The sequence below is a fragment of the Enterobacter sp. SCRI0065 genome (assembly GCF_059766475.1).
The window spans coordinates 150,166-175,120 of the sequence record NZ_JCBAJB010000008.1 but is presented as its reverse complement, the minus strand read 5'-3'; the positions used below and the strand labels follow the sequence as shown (position 1 = coordinate 175,120).

General features: G+C 53.0%; 24 protein-coding genes. 16 read left to right on the top strand and 8 right to left on the bottom strand.

Annotated features, from left to right (window positions below):
* Window positions 1-315 precede the first annotated feature (315 nt).
* From lldP to trmL, 4 genes are read left to right on the top strand one after another with little or no spacing between them, the layout of a single operon-like run.
* Entirely contained in the window at window positions 316-1,971 is a 1,656-nt protein-coding gene (lldP, locus tag AC6EMZ_RS19190) for an L-lactate permease (RefSeq protein WP_498404348.1), read from the top strand.
* On the top strand, window positions 1,968-2,741 hold the full coding sequence (lldR, locus tag AC6EMZ_RS19185) for a transcriptional regulator LldR (protein WP_498404347.1): 774 nt from the start codon (window positions 1,968-1,970) through the stop codon (window positions 2,739-2,741). Before lldP ends, lldR begins: the two co-directional genes overlap by 4 nt.
* Window positions 2,738-3,925, top strand: coding sequence for an FMN-dependent L-lactate dehydrogenase LldD (gene lldD / locus AC6EMZ_RS19180; protein WP_498404346.1), 1,188 nt, complete (start codon window positions 2,738-2,740; stop codon window positions 3,923-3,925). Before lldR ends, lldD begins: the two co-directional genes overlap by 4 nt.
* A 59-nt stretch (window positions 3,926-3,984) precedes the next feature.
* Complete coding sequence (trmL, locus tag AC6EMZ_RS19175) at window positions 3,985-4,458, top strand: tRNA (uridine(34)/cytosine(34)/5-carboxymethylaminomethyluridine(34)-2'-O)-methyltransferase TrmL (RefSeq protein WP_498404345.1); 474 nt, start codon at window positions 3,985-3,987, stop codon at window positions 4,456-4,458.
* Here trmL and cysE read toward each other — a convergent pair.
* From cysE to AC6EMZ_RS19150, 5 genes are all read right to left on the bottom strand, one after another.
* Window positions 4,455-5,276, bottom strand: a complete 822-nt coding sequence (cysE, locus tag AC6EMZ_RS19170; protein ID WP_011915394.1) for a serine O-acetyltransferase — start codon at window positions 5,274-5,276, stop codon at window positions 4,455-4,457. The two genes, trmL and cysE, sit on opposite strands and share 4 nt — an antisense overlap.
* 63 nt (window positions 5,277-5,339) lie before the next feature.
* Complete coding sequence (gene gpsA / locus AC6EMZ_RS19165; RefSeq protein ID WP_498404344.1) at window positions 5,340-6,359, bottom strand: NAD(P)H-dependent glycerol-3-phosphate dehydrogenase; 1,020 nt, start codon at window positions 6,357-6,359, stop codon at window positions 5,340-5,342.
* Entirely contained in the window at window positions 6,359-6,826 is a 468-nt protein-coding gene (gene secB / locus AC6EMZ_RS19160) for a protein-export chaperone SecB (protein ID WP_498404343.1), read from the bottom strand. The genes gpsA and secB overlap by 1 nt, the downstream gene beginning before the upstream one ends.
* Window positions 6,827-6,859: 33 nt before the next feature.
* On the bottom strand, window positions 6,860-7,108 hold the full coding sequence (gene grxC / locus AC6EMZ_RS19155; protein WP_498404342.1) for a glutaredoxin 3: 249 nt from the start codon (window positions 7,106-7,108) through the stop codon (window positions 6,860-6,862).
* A gap of 13 nt (window positions 7,109-7,121) precedes the next feature.
* A complete protein-coding gene (locus AC6EMZ_RS19150) occupies window positions 7,122-7,553 on the bottom strand; it encodes a rhodanese-like domain-containing protein (RefSeq protein ID WP_498404341.1) in 432 nt (143 codons plus the stop codon).
* A gap of 248 nt (window positions 7,554-7,801) precedes the next feature.
* On the opposite strand from AC6EMZ_RS19150, the gene gpmM reads away from it, so the two are divergent.
* From gpmM to AC6EMZ_RS19130, 4 genes are all read left to right on the top strand, one after another.
* Window positions 7,802-9,346, top strand: a complete 1,545-nt coding sequence (gpmM, locus tag AC6EMZ_RS19145; protein ID WP_498404340.1) for a 2,3-bisphosphoglycerate-independent phosphoglycerate mutase — start codon at window positions 7,802-7,804, stop codon at window positions 9,344-9,346.
* Window positions 9,347-9,379: 33 nt separating this feature from the next.
* Complete coding sequence (gene envC / locus AC6EMZ_RS19140; RefSeq protein ID WP_498404356.1) at window positions 9,380-10,639, top strand: murein hydrolase activator EnvC; 1,260 nt, start codon at window positions 9,380-9,382, stop codon at window positions 10,637-10,639.
* Between the two features lie 3 nt (window positions 10,640-10,642).
* Window positions 10,643-11,572 carry a divergent polysaccharide deacetylase family protein gene (locus AC6EMZ_RS19135; protein WP_498404339.1) on the top strand — a complete coding sequence of 310 codons (930 nt, stop codon included), beginning with the start codon at window positions 10,643-10,645 and terminating at the stop codon, window positions 11,570-11,572.
* 279 nt (window positions 11,573-11,851) lie between these two features.
* Window positions 11,852-12,949, top strand: a complete 1,098-nt coding sequence (locus AC6EMZ_RS19130) for a glycosyltransferase family 9 protein (protein WP_498404338.1) — start codon at window positions 11,852-11,854, stop codon at window positions 12,947-12,949.
* Window positions 12,950-12,979: 30 nt separating this feature from the next.
* On the opposite strand, the gene tdh is transcribed toward AC6EMZ_RS19130, so the two are convergent.
* Both tdh and kbl read right to left on the bottom strand, forming a co-directional pair.
* Window positions 12,980-14,005 (bottom strand): L-threonine 3-dehydrogenase, encoded by a 1,026-nt coding sequence (tdh, locus tag AC6EMZ_RS19125; RefSeq protein ID WP_498404337.1) that lies wholly within the window; start codon window positions 14,003-14,005, stop codon window positions 12,980-12,982.
* Window positions 14,006-14,014: 9 nt separating this feature from the next.
* The gene (gene kbl / locus AC6EMZ_RS19120) at window positions 14,015-15,211 is read right to left on the bottom strand and encodes a glycine C-acetyltransferase (protein WP_498404336.1); all 1,197 of its coding nucleotides are present in this window, start codon (window positions 15,209-15,211) and stop codon (window positions 14,015-14,017) included.
* 215 nt (window positions 15,212-15,426) lie between these two features.
* On the opposite strand from kbl, the gene rfaD reads away from it, so the two are divergent.
* From rfaD to AC6EMZ_RS19090, 6 genes are read left to right on the top strand one after another with little or no spacing between them, the layout of a single operon-like run.
* Window positions 15,427-16,359 (top strand): ADP-glyceromanno-heptose 6-epimerase, encoded by a 933-nt coding sequence (gene rfaD / locus AC6EMZ_RS19115; protein WP_498404335.1) that lies wholly within the window; start codon window positions 15,427-15,429, stop codon window positions 16,357-16,359.
* Window positions 16,360-16,371: 12 nt separating this feature from the next.
* Window positions 16,372-17,418 (top strand): ADP-heptose--LPS heptosyltransferase RfaF, encoded by a 1,047-nt coding sequence (gene rfaF / locus AC6EMZ_RS19110; RefSeq protein ID WP_498404334.1) that lies wholly within the window; start codon window positions 16,372-16,374, stop codon window positions 17,416-17,418.
* A 3-nt stretch (window positions 17,419-17,421) separates the two neighbouring features.
* A complete protein-coding gene (gene rfaC / locus AC6EMZ_RS19105; RefSeq protein ID WP_498404333.1) occupies window positions 17,422-18,405 on the top strand; it encodes a lipopolysaccharide heptosyltransferase RfaC in 984 nt (327 codons plus the stop codon).
* Between the two features lie 3 nt (window positions 18,406-18,408).
* Window positions 18,409-19,518 carry a glycosyltransferase family 9 protein gene (locus AC6EMZ_RS19100; RefSeq protein ID WP_498404332.1) on the top strand — a complete coding sequence of 370 codons (1,110 nt, stop codon included), beginning with the start codon at window positions 18,409-18,411 and terminating at the stop codon, window positions 19,516-19,518.
* 5 nt (window positions 19,519-19,523) lie between these two features.
* A complete protein-coding gene (locus tag AC6EMZ_RS19095; RefSeq protein ID WP_498404331.1) occupies window positions 19,524-20,432 on the top strand; it encodes a glycosyltransferase family 2 protein in 909 nt (302 codons plus the stop codon).
* Window positions 20,420-21,628, top strand: coding sequence for an O-antigen ligase family protein (locus AC6EMZ_RS19090; protein WP_498404330.1), 1,209 nt, complete (start codon window positions 20,420-20,422; stop codon window positions 21,626-21,628). The genes AC6EMZ_RS19095 and AC6EMZ_RS19090 overlap by 13 nt, the downstream gene beginning before the upstream one ends.
* A gap of 28 nt (window positions 21,629-21,656) precedes the next feature.
* On the opposite strand, the gene AC6EMZ_RS19085 is transcribed toward AC6EMZ_RS19090, so the two are convergent.
* On the bottom strand, window positions 21,657-22,610 hold the full coding sequence (locus AC6EMZ_RS19085) for a polysaccharide deacetylase family protein (RefSeq protein ID WP_498404329.1): 954 nt from the start codon (window positions 22,608-22,610) through the stop codon (window positions 21,657-21,659).
* A gap of 149 nt (window positions 22,611-22,759) precedes the next feature.
* Here AC6EMZ_RS19085 and rfaQ point away from each other — a divergent pair, with 149 nt between their 5' ends.
* Both rfaQ and AC6EMZ_RS19075 read left to right on the top strand, forming a co-directional pair.
* Window positions 22,760-23,827 carry a putative lipopolysaccharide heptosyltransferase III gene (gene rfaQ / locus AC6EMZ_RS19080; protein WP_498404328.1) on the top strand — a complete coding sequence of 356 codons (1,068 nt, stop codon included), beginning with the start codon at window positions 22,760-22,762 and terminating at the stop codon, window positions 23,825-23,827.
* Window positions 23,827-24,954, top strand: a complete 1,128-nt coding sequence (locus tag AC6EMZ_RS19075) for a glycosyltransferase family 4 protein (protein ID WP_498404327.1) — start codon at window positions 23,827-23,829, stop codon at window positions 24,952-24,954. Before rfaQ ends, AC6EMZ_RS19075 begins: the two co-directional genes overlap by 1 nt.
* Window position 24,955 lies beyond the last annotated feature (1 nt).

The window sequence follows — 24,955 nt, the reverse complement described above, 5'->3', positions numbered from 1 at the left end:
CTCCCCGCCCTCCCCCAAAAGGGCGAGGGAGAAAAAAACAGCACCGGCCAGTCCCCTCGCCCCTCTGAGGAGGGGGAAAATCTAACACTCCCCTCTTAAAATTGGCCCAACCAATCCTCCTGCTTACCTGCCCCTTGTTCACATTTCCATAATCTCCGCTCACAAACTCATTGCCCAACCATAACATTTGATTAACTATTCATTGTCATTAACCCTACATCACACTATTGGCAGGACCACTTTTACACGGCATGTGACGCTGAGATGAGCACAGACTCACCGCGACACGGACGTATGGTCCTCGGGAGACCTGCAATGAGCCTCTGGCAACAAAATTACGATCCGGCCGGAAATATCTGGCTGTCGAGCCTGATCGCATCGCTACCGATTCTGTTCTTCTTCTTTGCACTGATTAAGCTCAAGCTGAAGGGCTATCTCGCCGCCACCTGGACCGTCGCCATCGCGCTGATGGTGGCGCTGTTCTTCTACAAAATGCCGGTCGATCGCGCGCTGGCTGCCGTGGTGTATGGCTTCTTCTATGGTCTGTGGCCGATTGCCTGGATAATCATAGCGGCGGTATTTGTCTACAAAATCTCGGTCAAAACCGGGCAGTTCGACATTATCCGCTCGTCGATTCTTTCGATCACGCCGGACCAACGCCTGCAAATGCTCATTGTTGGCTTCTGCTTCGGGGCGTTTCTTGAAGGGGCGGCGGGATTCGGCGCACCAGTAGCAATCACTGCCGCGCTGCTGGTCGGGCTGGGCTTTAACCCGCTGTACGCCGCAGGCTTGTGTCTGATCGTCAACACCGCGCCGGTAGCGTTTGGCGCGATGGGTATTCCGATTCTGGTGGCCGGACAGGTGACGGGGTTGGATAGCTTTGAGATAGGCCAGATGGTTGGTCGTCAGTTGCCGTTCCTGACCATTATCGTGCTGTTCTGGATTATGGCGATCATGGACGGCTGGCGCGGCGTAAAAGAAACCTGGCCTGCGGTGATGGTCGCGGGTGGCTCGTTTGCCATCGCCCAGTTCCTGAGCTCAAACTTTATCGGGCCAGAACTGCCGGACATTATCTCTTCGCTGGTGTCGCTAGTGTGCCTGACGCTGTTCCTTCGACGCTGGCAGCCGGTGCGGACCTTCCGCTTTGGCGATATGGGCGCGTCGCAGGTCGATCAGACCCTGGCCCGCACAAAATACACCGCCGGACAGATTGTCCGCGCCTGGTCACCGTTCCTGTTCCTGACCGCCACGGTGACGCTGTGGAGCGTGCCGCCGTTTAAAGCGCTATTCGCCCCAGGCGGCGCGCTGTACGACATGGTTATCAATATCTCCGTACCGTTCCTCGACAAAATGGTCGCGCGAATGCCGCCGGTCGTTCACGACGCCACGCCGTATGCAGCGGTCTATAAGTTCGACTGGTTCTCCGCCACCGGCACGGCAATCCTGTTTGCAGCTATCCTTTCCATCGTATGGCTGCGCATGAAACCCGCCGCTGCGATACAGACCTTTGCCAGCACGCTGAAGGAACTGGCGCTGCCGATTTACTCCATCGGAATGGTGTTGGCGTTTGCGTTTATCTCCAACTATTCCGGTCTGTCATCGACGCTGGCGTTAGCGCTGGCGCATACCGGTCACGCGTTTACCTTCTTCTCGCCATTCCTTGGCTGGCTGGGAGTCTTCCTGACCGGATCGGATACGTCCTCAAACGCGTTGTTTGCCGCGTTGCAGGCAACAGCCGCCCAGCAGATTGGCGTCTCGGACGTGCTGCTGGTGGCCGCTAATACGACCGGTGGCGTGACGGGCAAGATGATTTCTCCGCAGTCGATCGCCATAGCCTGTGCGGCGGTAGGGCTGGTGGGTAAAGAGTCGGATTTGTTCCGCTTTACCGTCAAACACAGCCTGATATTCACCTGCATGGTGGGCGTGATCACCACCCTTCAGGCCTACGTCTTAACCTGGATGATTCCATGATAGTGATGCCCAGACGCCTGTCCGACGAGATTGCCTCTCGCGTGCGGGCGCTGATTGAAGAACAACAGCTGGAAGCGGGCATGAAATTGCCCGCCGAACGCCAGCTTGCGGCCCAGCTTGGCGTGTCGCGTAACTCGTTGCGCGAAGCGCTGGCGACGCTAATCAGCGAAGGTGTGCTGTTGAGCCGTCGCGGCGGCGGGACTTTTGTACGCTGGCAGCACGACGACTGGTCCGAGCAAAACATCGTGCAACCGCTGAAAACGCTGATGGAGAACGATCCGGACTACAGTTTCGACATCCTCGAAGCGCGTCACGCCATTGAGACAAGCACCGCCTGGCACGCAGCGATGCGCGCAACGGATGCTGACAAAGAGAAGCTCAAAGCCTGTTTTGAAGCGACCCAAAGCCGCGATCCGGATATCGCCTCGCAGGCCGACGTGCGTTTTCACCTGGCGATTGCCGAGGCTTCGCATAACGTGGTGCTGCTGCAAACCATGCGCGGCTTTTTCGACCTGCTGCAATCCTCCGTGAAGCAGAGCCGCCAGCGTATGTATCTGGTGCCGCCGGTCTTCGCGCAGTTGACCGAGCAGCATGAAGCGGTGCTCAACGCCATTCTGACGGGTGACGCCGAGGCCGCGCGCAAAGCCATGATGGCGCATCTGGGCTTCGTCCATACCACCATTAAACGATTCGATGAAGATCAGGCCCGACAGGCGCGCATTACCCGCCTGCCCGGCGATCATGATAATTCCAGGGAGAACAACGCATGATTATTTCCGCAGCCAGTGATTATCGCGCCGCAGCGCAGCGCATCCTGCCGCCGTTTTTATTCCACTACATCGATGGCGGAGCCTATTCCGAATACACACTGCGCCGTAACGTGGAAGATTTATCCCAGGTGGCCCTGCGCCAGCGCGTGCTGAAGAATATGTCTGACCTGAGTCTTGAGACAAAGCTGTTCAACGAAACGCTTTCTATGCCTGTGGCACTTGCGCCCGTGGGGCTGTGCGGGATGTACGCGCGCCGTGGTGAGGTTCAGGCGGCAGCAGCAGCGGATGCAAAAGGGATCCCGTTTACGCTTTCAACCGTTTCCGTCTGTCCGATTGAAGAAGTTGCGCCCACCATTAAGCGCCCGATGTGGTTCCAGCTGTACGTGCTGCGCGATCGCGGCTTTATGCGTAACGCGCTGGAGCGCGCTAAAGCGGCGGGCTGTTCAACGCTGGTGTTTACCGTCGACATGCCGACGCCGGGCGCGCGCTATCGTGATGCGCACTCTGGCATGAGCGGAGCCAATGCGGCGATGCGTCGTTACTGGCAGGCGGTCACGCACCCGCAGTGGGCCTGGGATGTTGGCGTGAACGGTCGCCCGCACGACCTCGGCAATATCTCGGCTTACCTCGGCAAACCGACCGGGCTTGAGGATTACATCGGCTGGCTGGCCAACAACTTCGACCCGTCTATTTCCTGGAAAGACCTGGAGTGGATCCGCGAATTTTGGGATGGCCCGATGGTGATCAAGGGGATCCTCGATGCGGAAGACGCGCGCGACGCGGTGCGCTTTGGTGCGGATGGGATTGTGGTGTCGAATCACGGCGGTCGTCAGTTGGACGGGGTGCTCTCTTCTGCACGCGCCCTGCCAGCGATAGCCGATGCGGTGAAAGGCGATATCGCGATTCTGGCCGACAGCGGCATTCGCAACGGACTGGACGTGGTGCGCATGATTGCGCTCGGCGCAGACACTGTACTGCTGGGGCGTGCGTACCTTTACGCGCTGGCGACGCACGGCCAGGCGGGCGTGGCGAATCTGCTAAACCTGATCGAGAAAGAGATGAAGGTCGCGATGACGTTGACCGGCGCGAAAACGATCGGTGACATCAGCAAGGATTCGCTGGTGCAGGAATTAAGTAAAATCCCTGCGGCGCTGGCACCGTTGACGCAGGGGGATGCGGCTTAGCCGCTCTCCCCTTCGGTGACAGGGAATGGTATGCTGCCCCCGTTTTTTAAGGGGGCAGCATGCTTAACATCGTCTTATTTGAACCAGAAATCCCACCCAATACCGGCAATATTATCCGCCTGTGCGCCAACACCGGTTTTCGTCTGCATATTATTGAGCCGATGGGTTTTGCGTGGGATGACAAACGTCTGCGCCGCGCGGGGCTTGATTATCATGAGTTTACCGCTGTGGTTCGCCATCACGATTACGCAGCCTTTATGGCAGCGGAAAACCCTCAGCGCATGTTTGCCCTGACGACCAAAGGTACGCCAGCGCACAGCGCAGTAAGCTATCAGGAACGGGATTATCTGATGTTTGGTCCAGAAACGCGCGGCCTGCCAGCGACCATTCTGGATGCCCTGCCCGCCGAGCAAAAAATCCGTATTCCGATGATGCCGGACAGCCGCAGCATGAACTTATCGAACGCGGTGTCGGTGGTGGTGTATGAAGCCTGGCGCCAGCTAGGGTATGCCGGCGCCCTGCTCAGAAGCTAGATACCGTCGCCATACTCAAAGGTATGGTGAATGCCGTTGAAATGCTGATCCATATCCATCGCGGGCTTATCGCTCTCTGGCTTGCCAACGATTCGTGCCGGTACGCCAGCAGCGGTGGTGTGCGGTGGAACGGGTTGTAACACAACTGAACCCGCGCCGATCTTCGCGCCGCGTCCTACTTCGATATTACCGAGAATTTTTGCACCTGCACCAATCATCACCCCTTCACGAATTTTAGGGTGGCGATCGCCGCTGGTCTTGCCGGTACCGCCAAGTGTCACGGACTGCAAAATCGACACGTCATCTTCGATAACAGCGGTTTCACCGACGACAATGCCGGTAGCGTGGTCGAGCATGATCCCGCGGCCAATCTTCGCTGCCGGGTGAATATCCACCTGGAAGGTCACGGAAACCTGATTTTGCAGGAAGATAGCCAGCGCGCGGCGGCCTTCGTTCCATAGCCAGTGGCCGATACGGTAGGCCTGTAAGGCGTGGAAGCCTTTCAGATACAGCAGCGGCGTGGAGTATTTGTCCACCGCCGGGTCACGCGTGCGCACAGCCTGGATATCACAAGCTGCGGAGGCAATCATTTCCGGGTCTGCGGCATAGGCCTCTTCCACCACTTCACGAATCGCAATGGCGGGCATGATCGAGGAAGCCAGCTTATTGGCAAGCATATAGCTCAGGGCACTGCCGAGATCTTCATGCTTGAGTAACGTCGCGTGGTAAAAACTGGCCAGCATTGGCTCGCAGTCAGCCAAAGCACGAGCTTCCGCTTTTATATTGTTCCAGACGATATCCAGTTCTTCACACGGCATTGCTGACTCCAGACGATGTAATAATGACCAGCCAGTTCTTCGCCAGCTGGGTCATACAGATGGTTAGTTACTGCTGCGCTCGTCCTTGCGCTCACGACCTAATAAGGTCAATGCTGCCTCGCGCGCATTTTTTCCGCAATACAATACCTGATAAATTTCCTCGGTTATTGGCATTTCGACACCAAAACGGTGCGCCAATTCCCGAACTTCCTTGGTATTGCGGTAGCCTTCAACCACCTGACCAATCTTTTCCTGCGCGCCAATCACATCCATGCCTTGTCCAAGCATCATGCCAAAGCGGCGGTTACGAGACTGGTTGTCGGTACAGGTGAGCACCAGATCGCCTAAACCCGCCATCCCCATAAAGGTGGTCGGATCGGCACCCAGCGCGGCACCCAGACGCGACATTTCGGTCAAGCCACGCGTAATCAGCGCCGTACGCGCATTCGCACCAAAACCGATACCGTCGGACATACCCGCACCAATGGCGATAACGTTCTTCACCGCGCCGCCCAGTTGTACGCCGATGAAATCAGGATTGCTGTAAACACGGAAGCTTTTACCGCAGTGCAGCAGGTGCTGGAGATCGTCGGAGAAAGTCGGATCGGTTGAGGCCAGGGAGATTGCCGTCGGCAGACCCGCAGCCAGCTCTTTGGCAAACGTCGGCCCGGAGATAACCGCCAACGGGATGTCATCGCCCAGCACTTCGCGGGCAACATCCTGTAGCAAACGTCCGGTTTCGGCTTCCAGCCCCTTCGTCGCCCATACGATACGCGCATCGGCACGCATCAGCGGTTTGATCTGATGCAACACCTGACCAAATACATGGCTTGGCACCACCACCAGGATATTGCGGCTAGCGGCCAGCGCTGTCGCAAGATCGCTTTCGAGGAGCAGGGTATCAGGGAAAGGCACATCCGGGAGAAACGCAACGTTGCAGCGATCGGCTTGCAGCGTCGCGATATGTTTAGGGTCGTGGCCCCAAAGCACCACATCGTGACCATTTCTGGCCAGCGTGATAGCAAGAGCGGTGCCGTAAGAACCGGCACCGATCACAGTCATTGACGCATTAACTGTACTCATCAGGCATCCTGATGTTCTTCAGTACCTTCGCCAGCTTGCTGCTGCAGATAGTTCATGAACAGCGCATCAAAATTCACTGGCGCAAGGTTCAGCTGCGGGAAGGTACCGCGAGATACCAGGCTGGTGATGCATTCGCGAGCATACGGGAACAGAATGTTCGGGCAGTATGCACCCAGGCAATGCGCCAGTTGATTACCTTCGATACCGCCAACGGAGAAGATACCACCCTGCTGAACTTCGCACAGGAATGCAGTTTCTTCGCCCAGAGAAGCGGTAACGGTCACACGCAGTACCACTTCGTACACGTCGTCTGCCAGTTGGGTAGACGCAGTATCAAGATCAAGTTTAACCTCTGGCTGCCAATCTTTCTGGAAAACTTGTGGTGCATTTGGCGCTTCGAAAGAGACATCTTTGGTGTAGATGCGCTGGATCTGGAAGCTCATTTCGTTGTTGTTTTGTTCTGACATGGAAATACCCTTTTTAATTGTCCTAAAACGCTATTACAGCAGGGGATCAAGCCCGCCACGTGCATCAAGCGCATACAAGTCATCACAGCCGCCAATGTGCTGCGCATCAATAAAAATCTGCGGAACCGTCGTACGGCCACTACGTTTGATCATCTCTTCACGTTTCGCCGCGTCGCCATCAATAGGCAATTCCTGGAAGGTCACGCCTTTGCTGCTCAGCAGTGCTTTCGCGCGATGGCAGAACGGGCAGGTCGCTTTGGTGTAGATTTCGATATTGGCCATGACGTTATTCCTCTTATTTACCGCGAACTAAAGGCAGGTTCTCGCCGCTCCAGCCAGAGACACCGTCTTTCAAAACACAGACTTTCTCGAAGCCCGCTTTCGTCAACGCGCTCGCGGGATCCTGAGCCTGCATGCCGGTACCGTCGACGACGATAATCGGTTTGTCTTTATGCTTGTCCAGTTCGCCAAGGTTGTTTGCTTTGATTTCGGCAGGCAACAGGTTGATAGAGCCTGCGATATGACCTTTACGGAAATCATCGCGCTGGCGCAGATCGACAACGACAGCCTCTTCTTTATTAATCAGACGCGTTGCTTCACCACGAGTGATAACCTTAATCTTAGACGTAAGGCCTTTAAACGTAGTGAACAGCACAGCGGCCAGTAAACCAATCCACGCGATACTCAGTACCGGATGGCGGCTAACAAATTGCATAATTTCTTGCATGGGGGGTAACAACTCCCGACGTAGTGATTAAAAAAACCAGGACAGGAGTATACCTGTGCGTTGTGGCAAATACAGCCAGCGAGAATAAGCTAATCCATTTTCTGCGGCATGCCACGAAAAAAATGACTCAAAATAGCCTTCATCGTTGCTTGTCCGGGCGTTTTCTTTGATCTTCCGAGGCTACTTTATCGATTCAGCTGTAGTAAAATTACACAAAACTTTTGTCTATTGAGCATGAGGATGTCGCAATGTCGGTTTCTAAAAAACCTATGGTACTGGTGATTCTGGATGGTTATGGCTATCGCGAAGACAGCCAGGATAACGCCATTTTCAACGCAAAAACGCCGGTCATGGATGCACTGTGGGCACAACGCCCGCATACGCTGATTGATGCTTCTGGCCTGGAAGTGGGTCTGCCGGACCGTCAGATGGGTAACTCTGAAGTGGGCCACGTCAACCTGGGTGCGGGCCGTATCGTGTATCAGGACCTGACCCGTCTGGATGTTGAAATTAAAGAACGTACTTTCTTCTCTAACCCAACGCTGAGCGGTGCCGTAGATAAAGCCGTTAGCGCAGGTAAAGCCGTTCACATCATGGGCCTGCTCTCCGCGGGCGGCGTTCATAGCCATGAAGATCATATTCTGGCGATGGTAGAAATGGCCGCAGAGCGCGGCGCAGAAAAAATCTACCTGCACGCATTCCTGGACGGTCGCGACACGCCGCCGCGCAGCGCAAAATCTTCACTGCAAACCTTTGAAGAGAAATTTGCCGAGTTGGGTAAAGGCCGCGTAGCGTCCATCATTGGTCGTTACTATGCGATGGACCGTGATAATCGTTGGGATCGTGTTGAACAAGCCTATGACCTGATGACGCTGGCGAAAGGTGAATTCCAGTTTGATACCGCCGTTGCCGGTCTGGAAGCCGCTTACGCGCGTGAAGAAAACGATGAGTTTGTAAAAGCCACCGTGATCCGTGCTGAAGGCCAGGCAGATGCCGCTATGGAAGACGGCGATGCGCTGATTTTCATGAACTTCCGTGCCGACCGCGCGCGCGAAATCACTCGTGCATTCGTGAATGCCGATTTTGACGGTTTCGCCCGTAAGAAAGTCGTGAACCTCGACTTCATCATGCTGACCGAATACGCCGCTGACATCAAAGTGCCTTGCGCCTATCCACCAGCATCGCTGGCGAATACCTTCGGCGAGTGGATGGCGAAGAATGACAAAACTCAGCTTCGCATCTCTGAAACTGAGAAATACGCCCACGTCACCTTCTTCTTTAATGGCGGCGTTGAAGATCCGTTTAAAGGCGAAGATCGCATTCTGATTAACTCTCCGAAAGTGGCGACCTACGATCTGCAGCCAGAAATGAGCTCCGCTGAGCTGACCGAAAAACTGGTGACGGCGATTGAAAGCGGCAAGTACGACACCATCATTTGTAACTATCCGAACGGCGATATGGTAGGTCATACCGGCGTGATGGAAGCGGCAGTAAAAGCGGTTGAAACCCTGGACCACTGCGTTGCGCAGGTGACTAAAGCGGTTGAATCCGTGGGCGGACAGTTGTTAATCACCGCCGATCACGGTAACGCTGAGCAGATGCGCGATCCGTCTACCGGTCAGGCCCATACGGCGCACACTAACCTGCCAGTACCGCTGATTTATGTGGGTGAGAAATCTCTGAAAGCAGTGGAAGGCGGCAAGCTTTCCGACATCGCGCCAACCATGCTGACGCTGATGGGTATGGAAATCCCGGAAGAGATGACTGGCAAGCCGCTGTTCATCGTGGAATAATCCTTCCCCATGAGGGGAAAGGCGATTTTTTCAATCACATGGGTCGTGAAGCCGTTACGGTTATCAGTCAGGCCTTTGCTTTACGCCAGCGCGCTTAGCGCTGGCGTATTGTTGTGCGCCGCATCCGCTCACGCGGATGACCGCGATCAGCTCAAATCTATTCAGGCTGATATCGCCGCCAAAGAGCGTGCGGTACGCCAGCAACAACAGCAGCGTTCCTCACTGCTTGCCCAGCTAAAGCAGCAGGAAGAGGCAATCTCCGCTGCCACGCGAAAACTTCGTGAAACCCAAAATACCCTCGCCCAGCTCAATAAGCAGATCGATGAGATGAACGCATCGATTGCCAAACTTGAACGTCAGAGAGCGGCTCAGGAACGTAATCTTGCGGCCCAGCTTGATGCGGCATTCCGCCAGGGTGAGCATACCGGTATTCAGCTCATCCTCAGTGGTGAAGAAAGCCAGCGCGGCCAGCGTTTGCAGGCATATTTTGGCTATTTGAACCAAGCTCGCCAGGAGACTATCGCGCAGCTTAAGCAAACGCGCGAAGAGGTCAACACGCAGAAAGCCGAGCTTGAAGAGAAGCAAAGCCAGCAGCAAACCTTGCTTTACGATCAGCAGGCGCAGCAGGCGAAGCTGGAACAGGCCCGGAACGAGCGTAAGAAGACGCTTTCTGGCCTGGAATCCTCGATTCAGGAAGGCCAGGCGCAGCTGGGTGAAATGCGCGCTAACGAATCCAAACTGCGTAACAGCATTGCTCGTGCCGAAGCGGCAGCCAAGGCGCGTGCCGAAAAAGAGGCGCGCGAAGCGCAGGCCGTAAAAGATCGTCAGCAGGAAGCCTCCCGTAAAGGGACGACCTATAAACCAACAGAAACCGAGCGCTCGCTTATTTCGCGCACCGGGGGTCTGGGCGCGCCGCGTGGACAAGCCTTCTGGCCGGTTCGAGGCTCAATTCTTCATCGCTATGGCGAACAGTTGCAGGGTGAGCTACGTTGGAAAGGCATCGTTATCGGCGCGTCTGAAGGTAGCGAAGTGAAAGCCATCGCCGATGGCCGCGTGATCCTTGCCGACTGGTTGCAGGGATACGGGCTGGTTGTGGTGGTCGAACATGGTAAAGGCGATATGAGTCTTTACGGCTATAACCAGAGCGCGCTAGTCAGCGTCGGTACGCAGGTCCGTGCAGGACAACCCATCGCCCTTGTGGGCAGCAGTGGCGGTCAGGGCCGCCCGTCACTCTATTTCGAAATTCGTCGCCAGGGTCAGGCGGTCAATCCACAGCCGTGGTTGGGAAGATAAGTTTTGCTTCAATTTCGTCGTCTTGTTTTATCCATCGTCAGCGCACTGGCGCTGGCTTCACCGGTTTACGCAGGCAAACTTGCCATCGTGATTGATGACTTTGGCTATCGGCCGCACAATGAGAATCAGGTGCTGGCGATGCCTTCTGCCGTCTCCGTCGCCGTTTTGCCCAATGCTCCCCACGCCCATGAAATGGCGACCAAAGCCCACAACAGCGGGCACGAAGTGCTGATCCACCTGCCGATGGCCCCACTCAGTAAACAACCTCTGGAAAAAGACACCTTACGTCCAGAGATGAGCAGCGACGAGATCGAGCGTATTATTCGCGATGCCTACGGCAAAGTGCCGTTTGCGGTAGGGCTGAACAACCATATGGGCAGCGCCATGACGTCCAGCCTGTTCGGGATGCAAAAGGTGATGCAGGCGCTTGAACGCTACAATCTTTACTTCCTGGACAGTATGACTATCGGCAACAGCCAGGCGATGCGAGCCGCGCAGGGAACCGGTGTGAAGGTGATTAAGCGTAAAGTCTTCCTGGACGACACGCAGAACGAGGCGGATATTCGCGTCCAGTTTAATCGCGCCGTGCAGCTGGCGCGTCGCAACGGTTCGGCGATTGCGATTGGTCACCCTCACCCTTCAACGGTGCGCGTATTGCAGCAAATGCTGCCAACGCTTCCGTCGGATATCACGCTGGTACGCCCGAGCGATCTGCTAAACGAACCGCAGGTGGATACGTCGCGGCCAAATACCACACCGCCTGCCACGCCACCGCGTAATCCGTTCCGTGGCGTAACCATTTGCAAACCGCAGCAGCCGCTGGAACCGGTGTATGCCACCCGATTCTTCTCGGTGATAGGCGAAAGCGTGAGTCAAAGTTCACTGGTGAAATATATGCAACACCAATGGCAGGGCTGGGGTAATAAGGCCTAATCACTCTGCGACAAGAAAGCCCGTATGCGCGGTAGCAACGGGCTATTGTTATTATCCCGCTTAAATTCATGCTCTTTTTTGCTTTTTAAATCTTACATCCTAAACGGCTTACCCGGCGGACGCGCGACCGGGTAAACCGCAACGCAAACCACATCTAATTAATTGTAAAATAAGAAAATAAACCATTCAGCGGCTACACTTTAACCGCAGTCATTCCTTTTCGTGAATGTTAAGATTATACTAACCATAATTTAATAGTTAATTTGGTTTAGTATTATCATGAAGAAATTAGTGGGTTATCTGAAGGAAATTAACAGGCAGCGAAACCATAAGACCAAAGAATTAAAAAGACGAATAAAGCTGCTTTCATTATCGCGACAGTTGCAGGATAAGCGTCGTGAAAAAATCGATACCTCCAACATTAAGCGCATTCTTTTTCCTTTCGTCGATCTTGGAATTGGTGATGCGGTATGCCACACGGGTACCTGGCATGCCCTCAAGCAGGCCGGTTATACAATACAGATCGTCGCAGAGGAACGAAATCGCGATCTCTTTGAAAAAATGGCCGACATCGATGAAGTTTATATTGCCGATGTAAAAAATATCGATGCCATGAAGCCCATCGAGACGGATTTAGTGATTAGCCATTACTCGTGGATGAAAAGAAAGGAACTGTTCACTACCCAACTTCTGCGTAAAATTAATTATAAATATGCCATCGGATTTGGAGGCTGGCTGGCTAAACCTTTTAACATGATGCTGCCCATCAATTCCGAATTCCACATTACCCATCCGCAAAAAAACATCCTTAGCGCGTTGAACGTCACGCCAGAGCGTCTTTGCTACTCCCTGCCCGCACTACCCGAGCACGAGCGCTTTATTGATAGTTATCTGGAGCCTCATGCGGGCAAAAGGATCGTGGTGTTAAATCCGTTTGCAAGCGTAGCGGAACGCAGCCTGTCGATACCTCAGTTACACACGCTGGCTACTGAGATCGTGCAATCCCCCGATACTCAAGTCTTTATCATTGGCGAGGGCGGGAAATTAGCAGACCTTCATTTCGATAACGCGAACATTACCGTTTGTCGATTTAAGTCGCTGTGGGATGCCATTACGCTTATTAAAAAAGCCGATCTGGTGGTTTCTGTTGATACGGCCATCGTTCATATAGCCTGTGCTTTTGATAAAAAGCTGATTGCCATCTATTTTTCAATGCTGCTGGATCATAATAAAGACTATGAGGGAAATACGATTTTCTCACCTATTGGTCAGAACTCAGAGCAGCTGATTTATGATAAACGGCATAACAAAATTGATATCGAAGATATTGCGGCTAAAGTCGCGAGAGAGCTTCGCCGGGAAAGCGCGGTAGCGTGATGAAAAGGGGCCATTGGCCCCTTCTGATGATTAATCCCAGCTCAGAATAACTTTCCCGGACTGACCTGAACGCATCGCGTCGAAGCCTTTCTGGAAATCATCAATCCCAAAGTGGTGGGTGATAATTGGCGTCAGATCCAAACCGGACTGGATCAGCGCCGCCATCTTGTACCAGGTTTCGAACATCTCACGGCCATAAATGCCCTTGATGAACAGACCTTTAAAGATAACTTTGTTCCAGTCGATAGACATATCCGACGGCGGAATCCCCAGCATCGCAATACGACCGCCGTGGTTCATGGTGTCGAGCATTGAACGGAACGCTGGCGGCGCACCGGACATTTCCAGGCCCACGTCAAAACCTTCGGTCATGCCAAGCTCTGCCATTACGTCGTTCAGGTTCTCTTTGGAGACATCTACCGCGCGAGTCACACCCATTTTGCGCGCCAGCGACAGGCGGTATTCGTTAACGTCGGTGATGACCACGTTACGCGCGCCAACGTGTTTCGCCACAGCAGCAGCCATAATGCCGATTGGGCCTGCACCGGACACCAGCACGTCTTCCCCGACCAGGTCGAAGGACAGCGCCGTGTGAACCGCGTTACCAAACGGGTCAAAGATGGAGGCCAGATCGTCGGAGATATTGTCCGGGATCTTGAAGGCGTTGAACGCCGGGATCACCAAATATTGCGCAAAGCAGCCCGGACGGTTCACGCCCACGCCCACGGTATTGCGGCACAGGTGCGTGCGTCCACCGCGGCAGTTACGGCAATGACCGCAGGTGATGTGGCCTTCGCCAGAAACGCGATCGCCGATTTTAAAGCCTTTCACTTCCTGACCAATACCAACGACTTCGCCCACGTATTCGTGACCGACTACCATCGGCACCGGAATGGTTTTTTGCGACCACTCGTCCCAGTTGTAGATGTGAACATCGGTACCGCAAATGGCGGTTTTACGAATTTTGATCAGCAGATCGTTATGACCGACTTCCGGCTCCGGCACGTCGGTCATCCAAATCCCTTCTTCGGCTTTCAGTTTGGATAACGCTTTCATCACACGTCCTTAGGCAATCACGCCCAGTTGTTTGCCGATGCGGATAAAGGCTTCAACCGCACGTTCAATTTGTTCAGGTGAATGCGCCGCAGACATCTGGGTGCGGATACGCGCCTGACCTTTTGGCACCACCGGGAAGAAGAACCCAGTGACGTAAATCCCCTCTTTTTGCAGCTCACGCGCGAAGTTTTGCGCCACTACCGCGTCGCCCAGCATCACCGGAATAATCGCGTGATCGGCACCCGCCAGCGTAAAGCCTGCCGCGCTCATTTTTTCACGGAACAGACGGGCGTTGGACCACAGGCGGTCGCGCAATTCGGCTCCAGACTCGACCATCTCCAGCACTTTAATGGAGGCAGAGACGATAGCCGGGGCCAGCGAGTTAGAGAAAAGATACGGACGGGAGCGCTGGCGCAGCCACTCAACCACTTCCTTACGCGCCGCAGTGTAGCCGCCGGACGCGCCGCCTAGCGCTTTGCCCAGCGTACCGGTGATGATGTCTACCCGGCCCATCACGTCGCAATATTCGTGGGAACCGCGACCGTTTTCGCCGACAAAGCCGACCGCGTGAGAGTCATCGACCATCACCAGCGCATCGTATTTATCCGCCAGGTCACACACGCCCTTCAGGTTGGCGATCACGCCGTCCATCGAGAATACGCCGTCGGTGGCGATCAGCACGTGACGCGCACCGGCTTCACGTGCTTCTTTCAGGCGGGCTTCCAGCTCCTGCATATCGTTATTGGCGTAGCGGAAGCGCTTCGCTTTACACAGACGTACGCCGTCGATGATGGAAGCGTGGTTCAGCGCGTCGGAGATAATCGCGTCTTCTGCGCCGAGCAGCGTTTCAAACAGGCCGCCGTTGGCGTCAAAGCAGGAGGAGTACAGAATCGCATCTTCCATCCCGAGGAATTCGGCCAGCTTCTTCTCAAGCACTTTGTGGCTATCCTGCGTACCGCAGATAAAGCGCACGGAGGCCATCCCAAAGCCGTGAGTGTCCATACCGTTTTTGGCAGCGGCAATCAGCTCAGGGTGATTCGCAAGACCCAGATAGTTGTTCGCGCAAAAGTTGATCACATGGCTGCCATCAGCGACGGTGATATCCGCCTGCTGTGCAGAAGTGATGATGCGTTCTTCTTTGAACAACCCTTCCGCACGAGCGGTATCCAGGTCGCTGTTTAACTGTTTGTAAAAATCACCACGCATTGCAATTCTCCAGACTCGGCAAATTTTGGCACATATTACCCAAACGTATACGTCGATACGAGATGACGCATCATGAGTTATCGTTTTTGCAGCATAAATCACGTGTACCCCTGCTGCATGTCGGTGAATGGCTGAAGGGGGGCCATACTAATGATATGATATGACTATTAGCGTTCGGGATTGTCCCTGGACTCCACACTTCAAAGGTTACAGTTATGATCATCGTTACCGGCGGCGCAGGCTTTATCGGCAGCAATATTATCAAGGCCCTGAATGACAAAGGCATCACCGACATTCTGGTGGTTGACAACCTGAAAGACGGTACCAAGTTCGCAAACCTGGTAGACCTGAACATTGCCGACTACATGGATAAAGAAGATTTTCTGATCCAGATTATGGCGGGTGAAGAGTTCGGCGACATCGAAGCCATCTTCCACGAAGGTGCCTGTTCATCCACCACCGAGTGGGATGGCAAGTACATGATGGATAACAACTATCAGTACTCCAAAGAGGTTCTGCACTATTGCCTGGAACATGAAATCCCATTCCTGTACGCCTCTTCCGCTGCCACCTACGGCGGCCGCACTTCCGACTTTATCGAATCCCGTGAATACGAGCAGCCGCTAAACGTGTACGGCTATTCTAAGTTCCTGTTCGACGAATACGTCCGTCAAATTCTGCCAGAAGCTAATTCTCAGATTGTGGGCTTCCGCTACTTCAACGTTTATGGTCCGCGCGAAGGCCACAAAGGCAGCATGGCGAGCGTCGCATTCCATCTCAACACTCAGTTGAATAACGGTGAAACCCCAAAACTGTTCGAAGGCAGCGACGGCTTTAAGCGCGACTTCGTCTACGTGGGCGACGTGGCGGCAGTCAACCTGTGGTTCATGGAAAACGGCGTGTCCGGTATCTTCAACCTGGGGACTGGCCGCGCGGAATCCTTCCAGGCCGTGGCGGATGCTGCACTGGCGTATCACCAGAAGGGCAGCCTCGAATACATTCCCTTCCCGGAAAAACTGAAAGGCCGCTACCAGGCATTCACTCAGGCTGACCTGACCAACCTGCGCGCAGCGGGCTATGACAAGCCATTTAAGACCGTTGCCGAAGGCGTGACGGAATATATGGCCTGGCTGAACCGCGACGCATAAGGCAGGCAATCTATGAGGATTCTGGTGATCGGCCCGTCTTGGGTGGGCGACATGATGATGTCGCAAAGTCTCTATCGCACGCTCAAGGCGCGCTATCCCCAGGCGATAATTGACGTGATGGCACCCGCGTGGTGCCGTCCGTTGCTGTCGCGCATGCCAGAAGTTAACGAAGCGATCCCGATGCCGCTCGGCCATGGCGCGCTGGAAATCGGTGAGCGCCGTAAGTTAGGCCATAGTCTGCGGGAAAAGCGTTATGACCGCGCCTACGTGCTGCCAAACTCGTTTAAGTCTGCCCTGGTGCCTTTCTTTGCTGGTGTGCCTCATCGTACGGGCTGGCGTGGCGAAATGCGCTACGGCCTGTTGAACGATGCGCGTGTGCTGGATAAAGAGGCCTGGCCGCTGATGGTTGAGCGCTACGTTGCACTGGCCTATGACAAAGGTGTGATGCGGACAGCCAAAGATCTCCCACAGCCATTGCTGTGGCCGCAGTTGCAGGTGCATGAAGGCGAGAAATCGCAAACCTGTCGCGCGTTTGATCTCTCCGCGGAGCGTCCAATGATTGGCTTTTGCCCTGGCGCAGAGTTCGGTCCCGCCAAGCGCTGGCCGCACTATCACTACGCCGAGCTGGCAAAGCAGTTGATCGACGAAGGCTATCAGGTTGTGCTGTTCGGCTCGGCGAAAGACCACGAAGCAGGCAACGAGATCCTCGCCACGCTCAGCAATGAGCAACAGGCCTGGTGCCGCAATCTGGCCGGGGAAACCCAGCTTGAGCAGGCGGTGATCCTGCTGGCTGCGTGCAACGCTGTCGTCACGAACGATTCCGGCCTGATGCACGTCGCCGCCGCGTTGAACCGCCCGCTGGTTGCGCTGTATGGCCCAAGCAGCCCGGACTTTACGCCGCCGCTGTCGCACAAAGCCCGCGTCATTCGTCTGATAACCGGTTATCACCGGGTGCGTAAAGGCGATGCCGCCGAAGGCTATCACCAGAGCCTTATCGATATTACGCCGCAGCGTGTGCTCGATGAACTGAACGACCTGCTATTAAGTGAAGAAGGGTAACGGATGCGGGTATTGATCGTTAAAACCTCTTCTATGGGCGATGTTCTGCATACCTTGCCGTCACTGACGGATGCTATGCGAGCCATCCCCGGTATTCGTTTTGATTGGGTAGTGGAAGAAGGCTTCGCGCAGATACCCACCTGGCATGAAGCGGTCGATCGCGTGATCCCCGTCGCTATACGCCGCTGGCGTAAGGCGTGGTTTTCAGCCCCCATTAAAGCCGAGCGCAAGGCGTTTCGCGAGGCGGTGCAGGCCCAACGCTACGATGCCATTATCGACGCGCAAGGGCTGGTCAAAAGCGCCGCGCTAGTGACCCGTCTGGCGCATGGCGAGAAGCACGGAATGGACTGGCAAAGCGCGCGCGAGCCACTGGCGAGCTTGTTTTACAATCGCCGTCACGCTATCGCTAAACAGCAGCACGCGGTAGAAAGGACTCGCGAGTTATTCGCCAAAAGCCTGAATTATGCAAAGCCAACCGCTCAGGGCGACTATGCCATCGCTCAGCATTTTCTTAATGACGCGACGCCGGCTGCACAGCCTTATTTCATCTTCCTGCATGCCACAACTCGCGATGAAAAGCATTGGCCGGAAACAAACTGGCGACAGCTCATTGAACTAATGCAACCTTCAGGCATCCATATTAAACTCCCATGGGGCGCAGAACATGAACGTCAACGTGCAGAGCGTTTAGCCGCAGGTTTTTCACACGTTGAAGTATTACCCAAGCTTGCGCTGGCGCAGGTTGCTGCCGAGCTGGCAGGTGCGAAGGCTGTTGTTTCTGTTGATACGGGGCTGAGCCATTTAACAGCGGCGCTGGATCGCCCTAACATCACCCTCTTCGGCCCAACCGATCCGGGGCTGATTGGGGGTTATGGCAGAAACCAGCATCAGAGGGTTAGCCCTACGAAGCGGATGGGAGACATTACCGCAGATGAGATTTCTTCATTTTTACAGGGCAGCCAAGGGCTTTCCGACAGGGATATTTAACCCATGAGTTATGTATTTCTGCTGATTTTACTTTTTCCGGTGAAAATCATCCGGAAGCTGTTTCGTAAGGATACGGGTAAAAACCTGGTTATCCAGACAGCCAAAATCGGTGACTTTATCAATGCGACGCCTCTCCTGGCATATCTGCAAAAAAGCGATGTGCTGATCAGCCGCAGCGTTAACGCGCTGGCGAAGCATGACGACACCATCAACGAGATCTTTTTTATCGAGCAGCACAAGCGTAACTTATGGCGAAAGCTGCGCTTTGCCTGCATGATCATGAATCGCTACGACAACGTATACCTCTTGCAGCCAAACAGCGTTAACCTGTTTTTCGCTGCGACGTGTAACGCCAAAAATAAACAGTTTTTGAGCACGTATACGCGCAGGTGGTATCACGGGATTTTCTACGCTACGGCTGATGGCATTGTGACTCACGGTAAAAAAACGCTGTCGGTGACCAACTATCTCCAGTTGGCCGATCGTTCGCTCTCCTGGCAAGATTCGCCAAAGCATGCCACTCGCCCTCTGTTTAAGCCGACTGCCTATCCCGAGATACTGGATAAGCCAGGGGTTATTCGTATTGGCATTAGCGTGTCGGCGGGCAACAAAGCGAAGACTGTTCCTCCAGTGATTTGGAAACGCATTGTTGACCATCTGGCACCATTGCCCTGCGAATTTTATGTTTTTGGCGCGCCAAACGAACAGTCGTGGATGGACGACATTACCCGCGCCTACGGAGAGATTCCAAACTTCGTCAATTTGATCGGGAAACTCTCGCTTGAAGAAGTGCCCTGGGCGATCTCAAAAATGGACTGCTATATTGCTTCGGATTCAGGAAATATTTATATCGCTGACGCGGTAGGTGTGCCTATCGTGATGCTGTTTGGTCCCTGCTGTCACTACGAGCAGCGTCCACTTGGCAAGGTGCTGTTGGTGGGTGACGATCAGAATATTTGTTCATATGTTTTTGAGACACGGTACTATTTCTCTCAGGCGCGTGACGAGCTCTTCGCAGTGACTGATTCTGATTTAAACAAACTTCAACAATTCATTCTTGAGCTACCGAAACTTAATACACTCACTGCTGTTTCTGACACCCAAGGACATTAATTTTTATGGCTTTTCTAAGTGTCATTGTTGTCGCGCATAATGCAGCACACACGCTGGATGCCACCTTTGAAAGTCTACAATTAGCAATGGGTGAAGCGCGTAGTGATATTGAAATTGTTATTTTTAACGACGGTTCAGATGATTCTACTCAGGATATTATCGAGCGTTGGTTGATGAAATTACCGAACGCTATCGCCAAAAACGTCAACTACCGGAACGTCGGCCAGGTTCGCAATAGCGCGGTTGCAATGGCATCAGGTGAGTACATCACCATGTTGGACAGCGACGATTTACTCAAACCTAATAGCCTTAGTGATGCCATTACCTTTCTGAAAGCGCAGCGTCCCGACATGTTATTGACGCGCCTGCTTGAAATCCGAGATGTCCGTAAAATCAACCCTGAGTGGGGCGGTTTTAATCCTCTTCCATTATCACGTGAAGATGCCGTATTTCGCTTCTTACAGCACAAAGATTTCCAGGCTCATCTTATCGGACAATTTATTCTGCGCAGTCTTTACGAAAGCAATCCCATCCCATCGATGATCTGCTACGAAGATTTTGCTGTATTCCCTACCATGTTGATGCAAGCCAGTAAAATATTCTATCAGCGTCAAGGGCATTATTATTACATTAAGCGCAGTGGCAGTTTGTCGAGCATTCTTGATGCCAGTAAAATTTCACTACTCGTTGAATGCACACAGCGTATGGAAAAATCCTTCCCTGCGCGCTTTAGCCACCTTGTCAATTGCCATTGGTTTGATATCTATAGCAACCATAAAAAAAGCCTTACCAAAGAGCAATTACAATTAGTTAAAGAGCGTGTTAGTACACTTTATTCCTGGTCATTTTTCTTGTCTACCAGTGTTCGTTTTAGCTATAAAAAAAGGGTAATTGAGGCAATATGGAAAAAGTAAAATTACGCATCTATCAGTTAACGCTGGTTTTAAGCTTTATCTCTCTCGCTTTGGTACTGGTTAACTCAGGAAAACAACGAGAGTTCTTTTATATTGCCATTTATGCCAGTATTATCGGCTTGATCTGTGAATATAAAAAAATTACTTGGCGTCCCTTCAGCATTGCTCTTCCTATTTTGCTCATCGGGTTGCTTAATCTTGCCTGGTATATGGCCTATGAATATCATACCGAAGGACTTAATGCTTACAGCGATTATTTAGGCTCAAGCAAAAAAATAATACTGGCGAGCATATTAGTGTTTTATATCGACCGATTTAAAACCTACATAACAAAAGAGAACTTCCAGAAATATTTTTTATACGCCACGGCAACAGGTTTTGTTCTCGCAACCGGGTACGGTTTGTGGCAGGCAAGCGAGGGTATAACCCGCGTTGAGATGGCTATTAACCGTCCGACCGTTTCAGCCTATGTTTACTCGGTGCTTTCACTCGCCTTCGTTTATAGCCTTTACCTGCAGCAGAATGTAAAATTATACGTCGTTGCAGGCTTCACCATTTTGCTCTCCTATCTTCTTATCCTGATGACCGGTACGCGCGCAGCCATGGGGCTCTATCTGATACTGGCAATTGTACTTACGCTTTATCAGTTCAGAAAAATTCATCTCAAGTCCACTATGATTTTCCTCGCTATTGTTGCTGGTATCGTAATAGTCAGCTACAAGCCTCTGATTTCACCTAAAATTGCGCAAACGCAAACCGAAATCGATGATTATCAAAAAGGTAATGATAGAACCTCGCTTGGCGCCCGTTTTTCGATGTGGTCGATAGGCATTCAGAATGGTCTTGCACATCCTTTAGGCCAGTCAATGGAAGAGAGGGAAACGTGGTCACGAAATTACGTAAAAGAAGGTCATCCGCAGGTCGCTGCTGCACTCGGCTATATCAACATACATCTGCACAATGAAATGATCGAAAAATACTCGCTGCAGGGGATCCCCGGACTTGCGGTTCTGCTATTTTTCTTTGCGTCGATGATCTATTACGCGGTCAGCAAAAAAAATGCGCTGCTGTTAACGACAATGCTATTGCTACTGCTGTATGGCCTGACAGACGTCATCTTATTAAGTTCTGAAGCGTTGATTTTCTTTATGACTCTGTTTGCGCTATCTACGCCATTCTCACAAAGAAATAAATAACAGTGAAAATGCCCGCCTGCGGGCATTTTTATTTTTTTTGTTGGTAAAATTCCGCCAGCGTCATCCCAACCGTTTTATCTGACAACCATTCAAACAGCTGCTCCAGATCCTGATACAACCCTTCAATCGCTTCTGCATCTTTAAAGGTAGGGCTGCCACCGGGCATAAATTCTGACGAATGCAGCATAAACTCCACGTAGTCATTGCCCTGAGACAAAGACTGCTGCGCCACCTGAATCATTTGAGCCGCATTGCCGCCGGACGGTCGCAGCCAGTTCACGGAGGGGGAACGGTACTTGCCGCGTAAGCGGTCATAACACTGTTTTACCGCATTAAGCCAGCCGGGATGTTTGTACTGAATGCTCATCGGGACTTCGAGCAGGGGGCTGTCGCCTGGTCGCGAAATATCAGTTACATCAAGAAAATAAGCCTGCTCAGGAAAATGCTGATAATTCGTGCCGCCGTTACCCTGAGGTGCGCCTTTGGCATTGCGCCAGTTAACTCTCGGCGTGACGGAGCAGTCCACCTGGTAACCCAGTTCGATAAGCAGCTTAGCGTAGCGACTATCAAACGCCCAACGTCCTGCACGATGGCTGAGCATTTTCGTCTGGAAGGTATCTTCAAGTAAACGCGTCATGAAAAGCACTTTCTCTCGCATCACTTCGTCAGAATACTCAATCAAATAGGGCTGCCAGCGCCAGTCGTCGCCGGTCAAATCATGTTCCGGCGGGCTGTTCCAGGCGTGAAGGTGCATGCCGACCTCCCCCTGACCACGGGCTATCACCTCTTTCGCGAACGCAATAAAAACAGGCTCGATTGCCATCTCATAGTTGGTTAACCAAACGGGCTTAAAGCCAAAACGCTCACAAAGAGCCTGAAAGCGCTCCAGATATCGGGCGTTCTCCGTTTTGATTTCACGGTGGTTTTGCCAGAGATTATCGCCTTCTGTATCGATCGTGATGATAAACGCTGGTTTTTTCATAATGGGTCCGCAAGACGTGAGGTTGTCGCTATGTTACGCACTCCGTCAATAAGGAGTAAACCCTTACCGATAAATTACGGACATTATGCAGAAAGAGTGCAAGTCGCTATCAGGTCTATTAGAATTGCGAATAGATTGCCTTCGATAAGATGATGATGAATAACATTCTTAATACGCCGAAATTACGCATTTTACTCATTAAACTCCGTCATCATGGCGACATGTTACTTACCACGCCGGTCATTGACTCTTTGCGTCAAAAATGGCCTGACGCACAGATTGACGTACTCCTCTATGAAGAAACGCGCGATATGCTCGGCGCGCATTCTGCTATTGGCACAATCTATGGTATCGATCGCAAATGGAAGCAACTGGGTACGCTGAAACATCTGCAAAAGGAGTGGCAGCTTCTTCGCACACTGCGGGCACAACGCTACCAGGTCGTGATTAATCTTGCCGATCAGTGGCGCAGCGCCATCGTTACCCGATTCACCGGTGCGCCGGTCCGTCTCGGGTTTGCGTTCAACAAGCGTGATAATGCCTTCTGGCGTTTTTGTCATAGCCAACTGGTCTCGGTGGCGAATCACCATGCGCAGCATACCGTCGAGCAAAACCTCTCTATCCTGTCGCCGCTCCCCGTCACTCCACAACCTGCCGTCACCATGAGCTACACGGCGGACGACTGGCATCATGCGCAGCAAATATTGATGCAAAAAGGCGTTGGTGATAGCTACATCGTGATACAGCCTACCTCGCGCTGGTTCTATAAATGCTGGGACGAGAATAAGATGGCCCAAACCATCACGGCGCTTCAGCAGGATGGCCATACGGTTGTGCTTACGGCAGGCCCGGATAAAAAAGAGCTTGAGATGATCGATCGTATTCTCGCCGCCTCGCCGCAAACGGGCGTCGTATCGCTGGCAGGTCAGTTGACCTTACGCCAGCTGGCATCGCTTATCGATCATGCACGCCTATTTTTAGGTGTAGACTCCGTTCCCATGCATATGGCAGCAGCGCTTCAAACCCCGTGTATCGCCCTGTTCGGCCCCTCAAAATTGACGTTCTGGTCACCATGGCAGGTCAATGGAGAGGTGATTTGGGCCGGCGATTACGGTCCGCTTCCCGACCCTGATGCTATTGATACAAAAACCCAGGAACGCTATCTCGACACGATACCCGTTGAAGATGTGGTCTCTGCCGCAAGGAGATATCTGTAATGACTCGCCATCGCCTGGCCATTGTGCGCCAAAAATATCGTCCCGATGGCGGAGCAGAACGCTTTGTCTCCCGAGCGCTCACGGCGCTCAGCAACCAAAATCTTGAGCTCAACGTCATTACGCGTGAATGGCAGGGTGAGAAGCAGGACGACTGGAATATTCACATTTGCGATCCGCAAAAATGGGGCCGTATTAGCCGTGAACGCGGCTTTGCTAACGCCGCGCGCGCGCTTTGGCAGCAGCAGCAATTTGATATCGTCCAAAGTCACGAGCGCATTCCTGGCTGCGACATTTATCGCGCGGGTGATGGCGTACATCGACGCTGGCTGCTGCAGCGCACGCGCATTCTCTCCGGCTGGCGCGCGCAAATGCTGATGCACGACCGCTATCACCGCTATGTCATGAACGCCGAGCGCGAGATGTACCAAGCTCCGGAGCTTAAAGCCGTTATCTGTAATGCGGAAATGATCAAAACTGAGATCGTGGAAGACTTTGATATTGACGCAAAAAAGATACATGTGATTTATAATTCAATTGATACCAGCCGCTTCGTTCCGGCAGAAGAGCAACAACGCGCTGCACTTCGCCAAAAACTGGGGGTACCAATCGATGCCGTTGTGTTCTGTTTTGTAGGTTCTGGATTCGAACGAAAAGGGTTAGCCAGTGCCATTCACGCCATTGCAGGTACAGACGCATGGCTGATTGTGGTGGGTCAGGATAAAGCAGAGCAACGTTACCGCAGCCTCGCACGGTCATTGGGCTGCGAGGGGCAAATCCGCTTCCTGGGGATGCAAAAGGAGACGCTGCCATTTTACCAGCTATCCGATGGCTTACTGTTGCCAACGCTGTATGATCCCTTTCCAAACGTTATTCTTGAAGCGATGGCCTGCGGCTTGCCCGTCATTACTTCAGAAAGCTGCGGCGGAGCAGAATTTATTGCACAGGGCCAGAATGGTTTTTACTGTGACGCACTTGATATCAACAGGTTGAAGGAGGCCATTGCGGCTATCCCTTCTCTGGAAAAGAATAACAATATGGGGATGGCGGCGCGCGAACGCGTCAAAGACGCTACCCCTGAAAAACTATCAAGTCAGCTTATTTCGCTTTATCAAAAATTACTGGATTAAT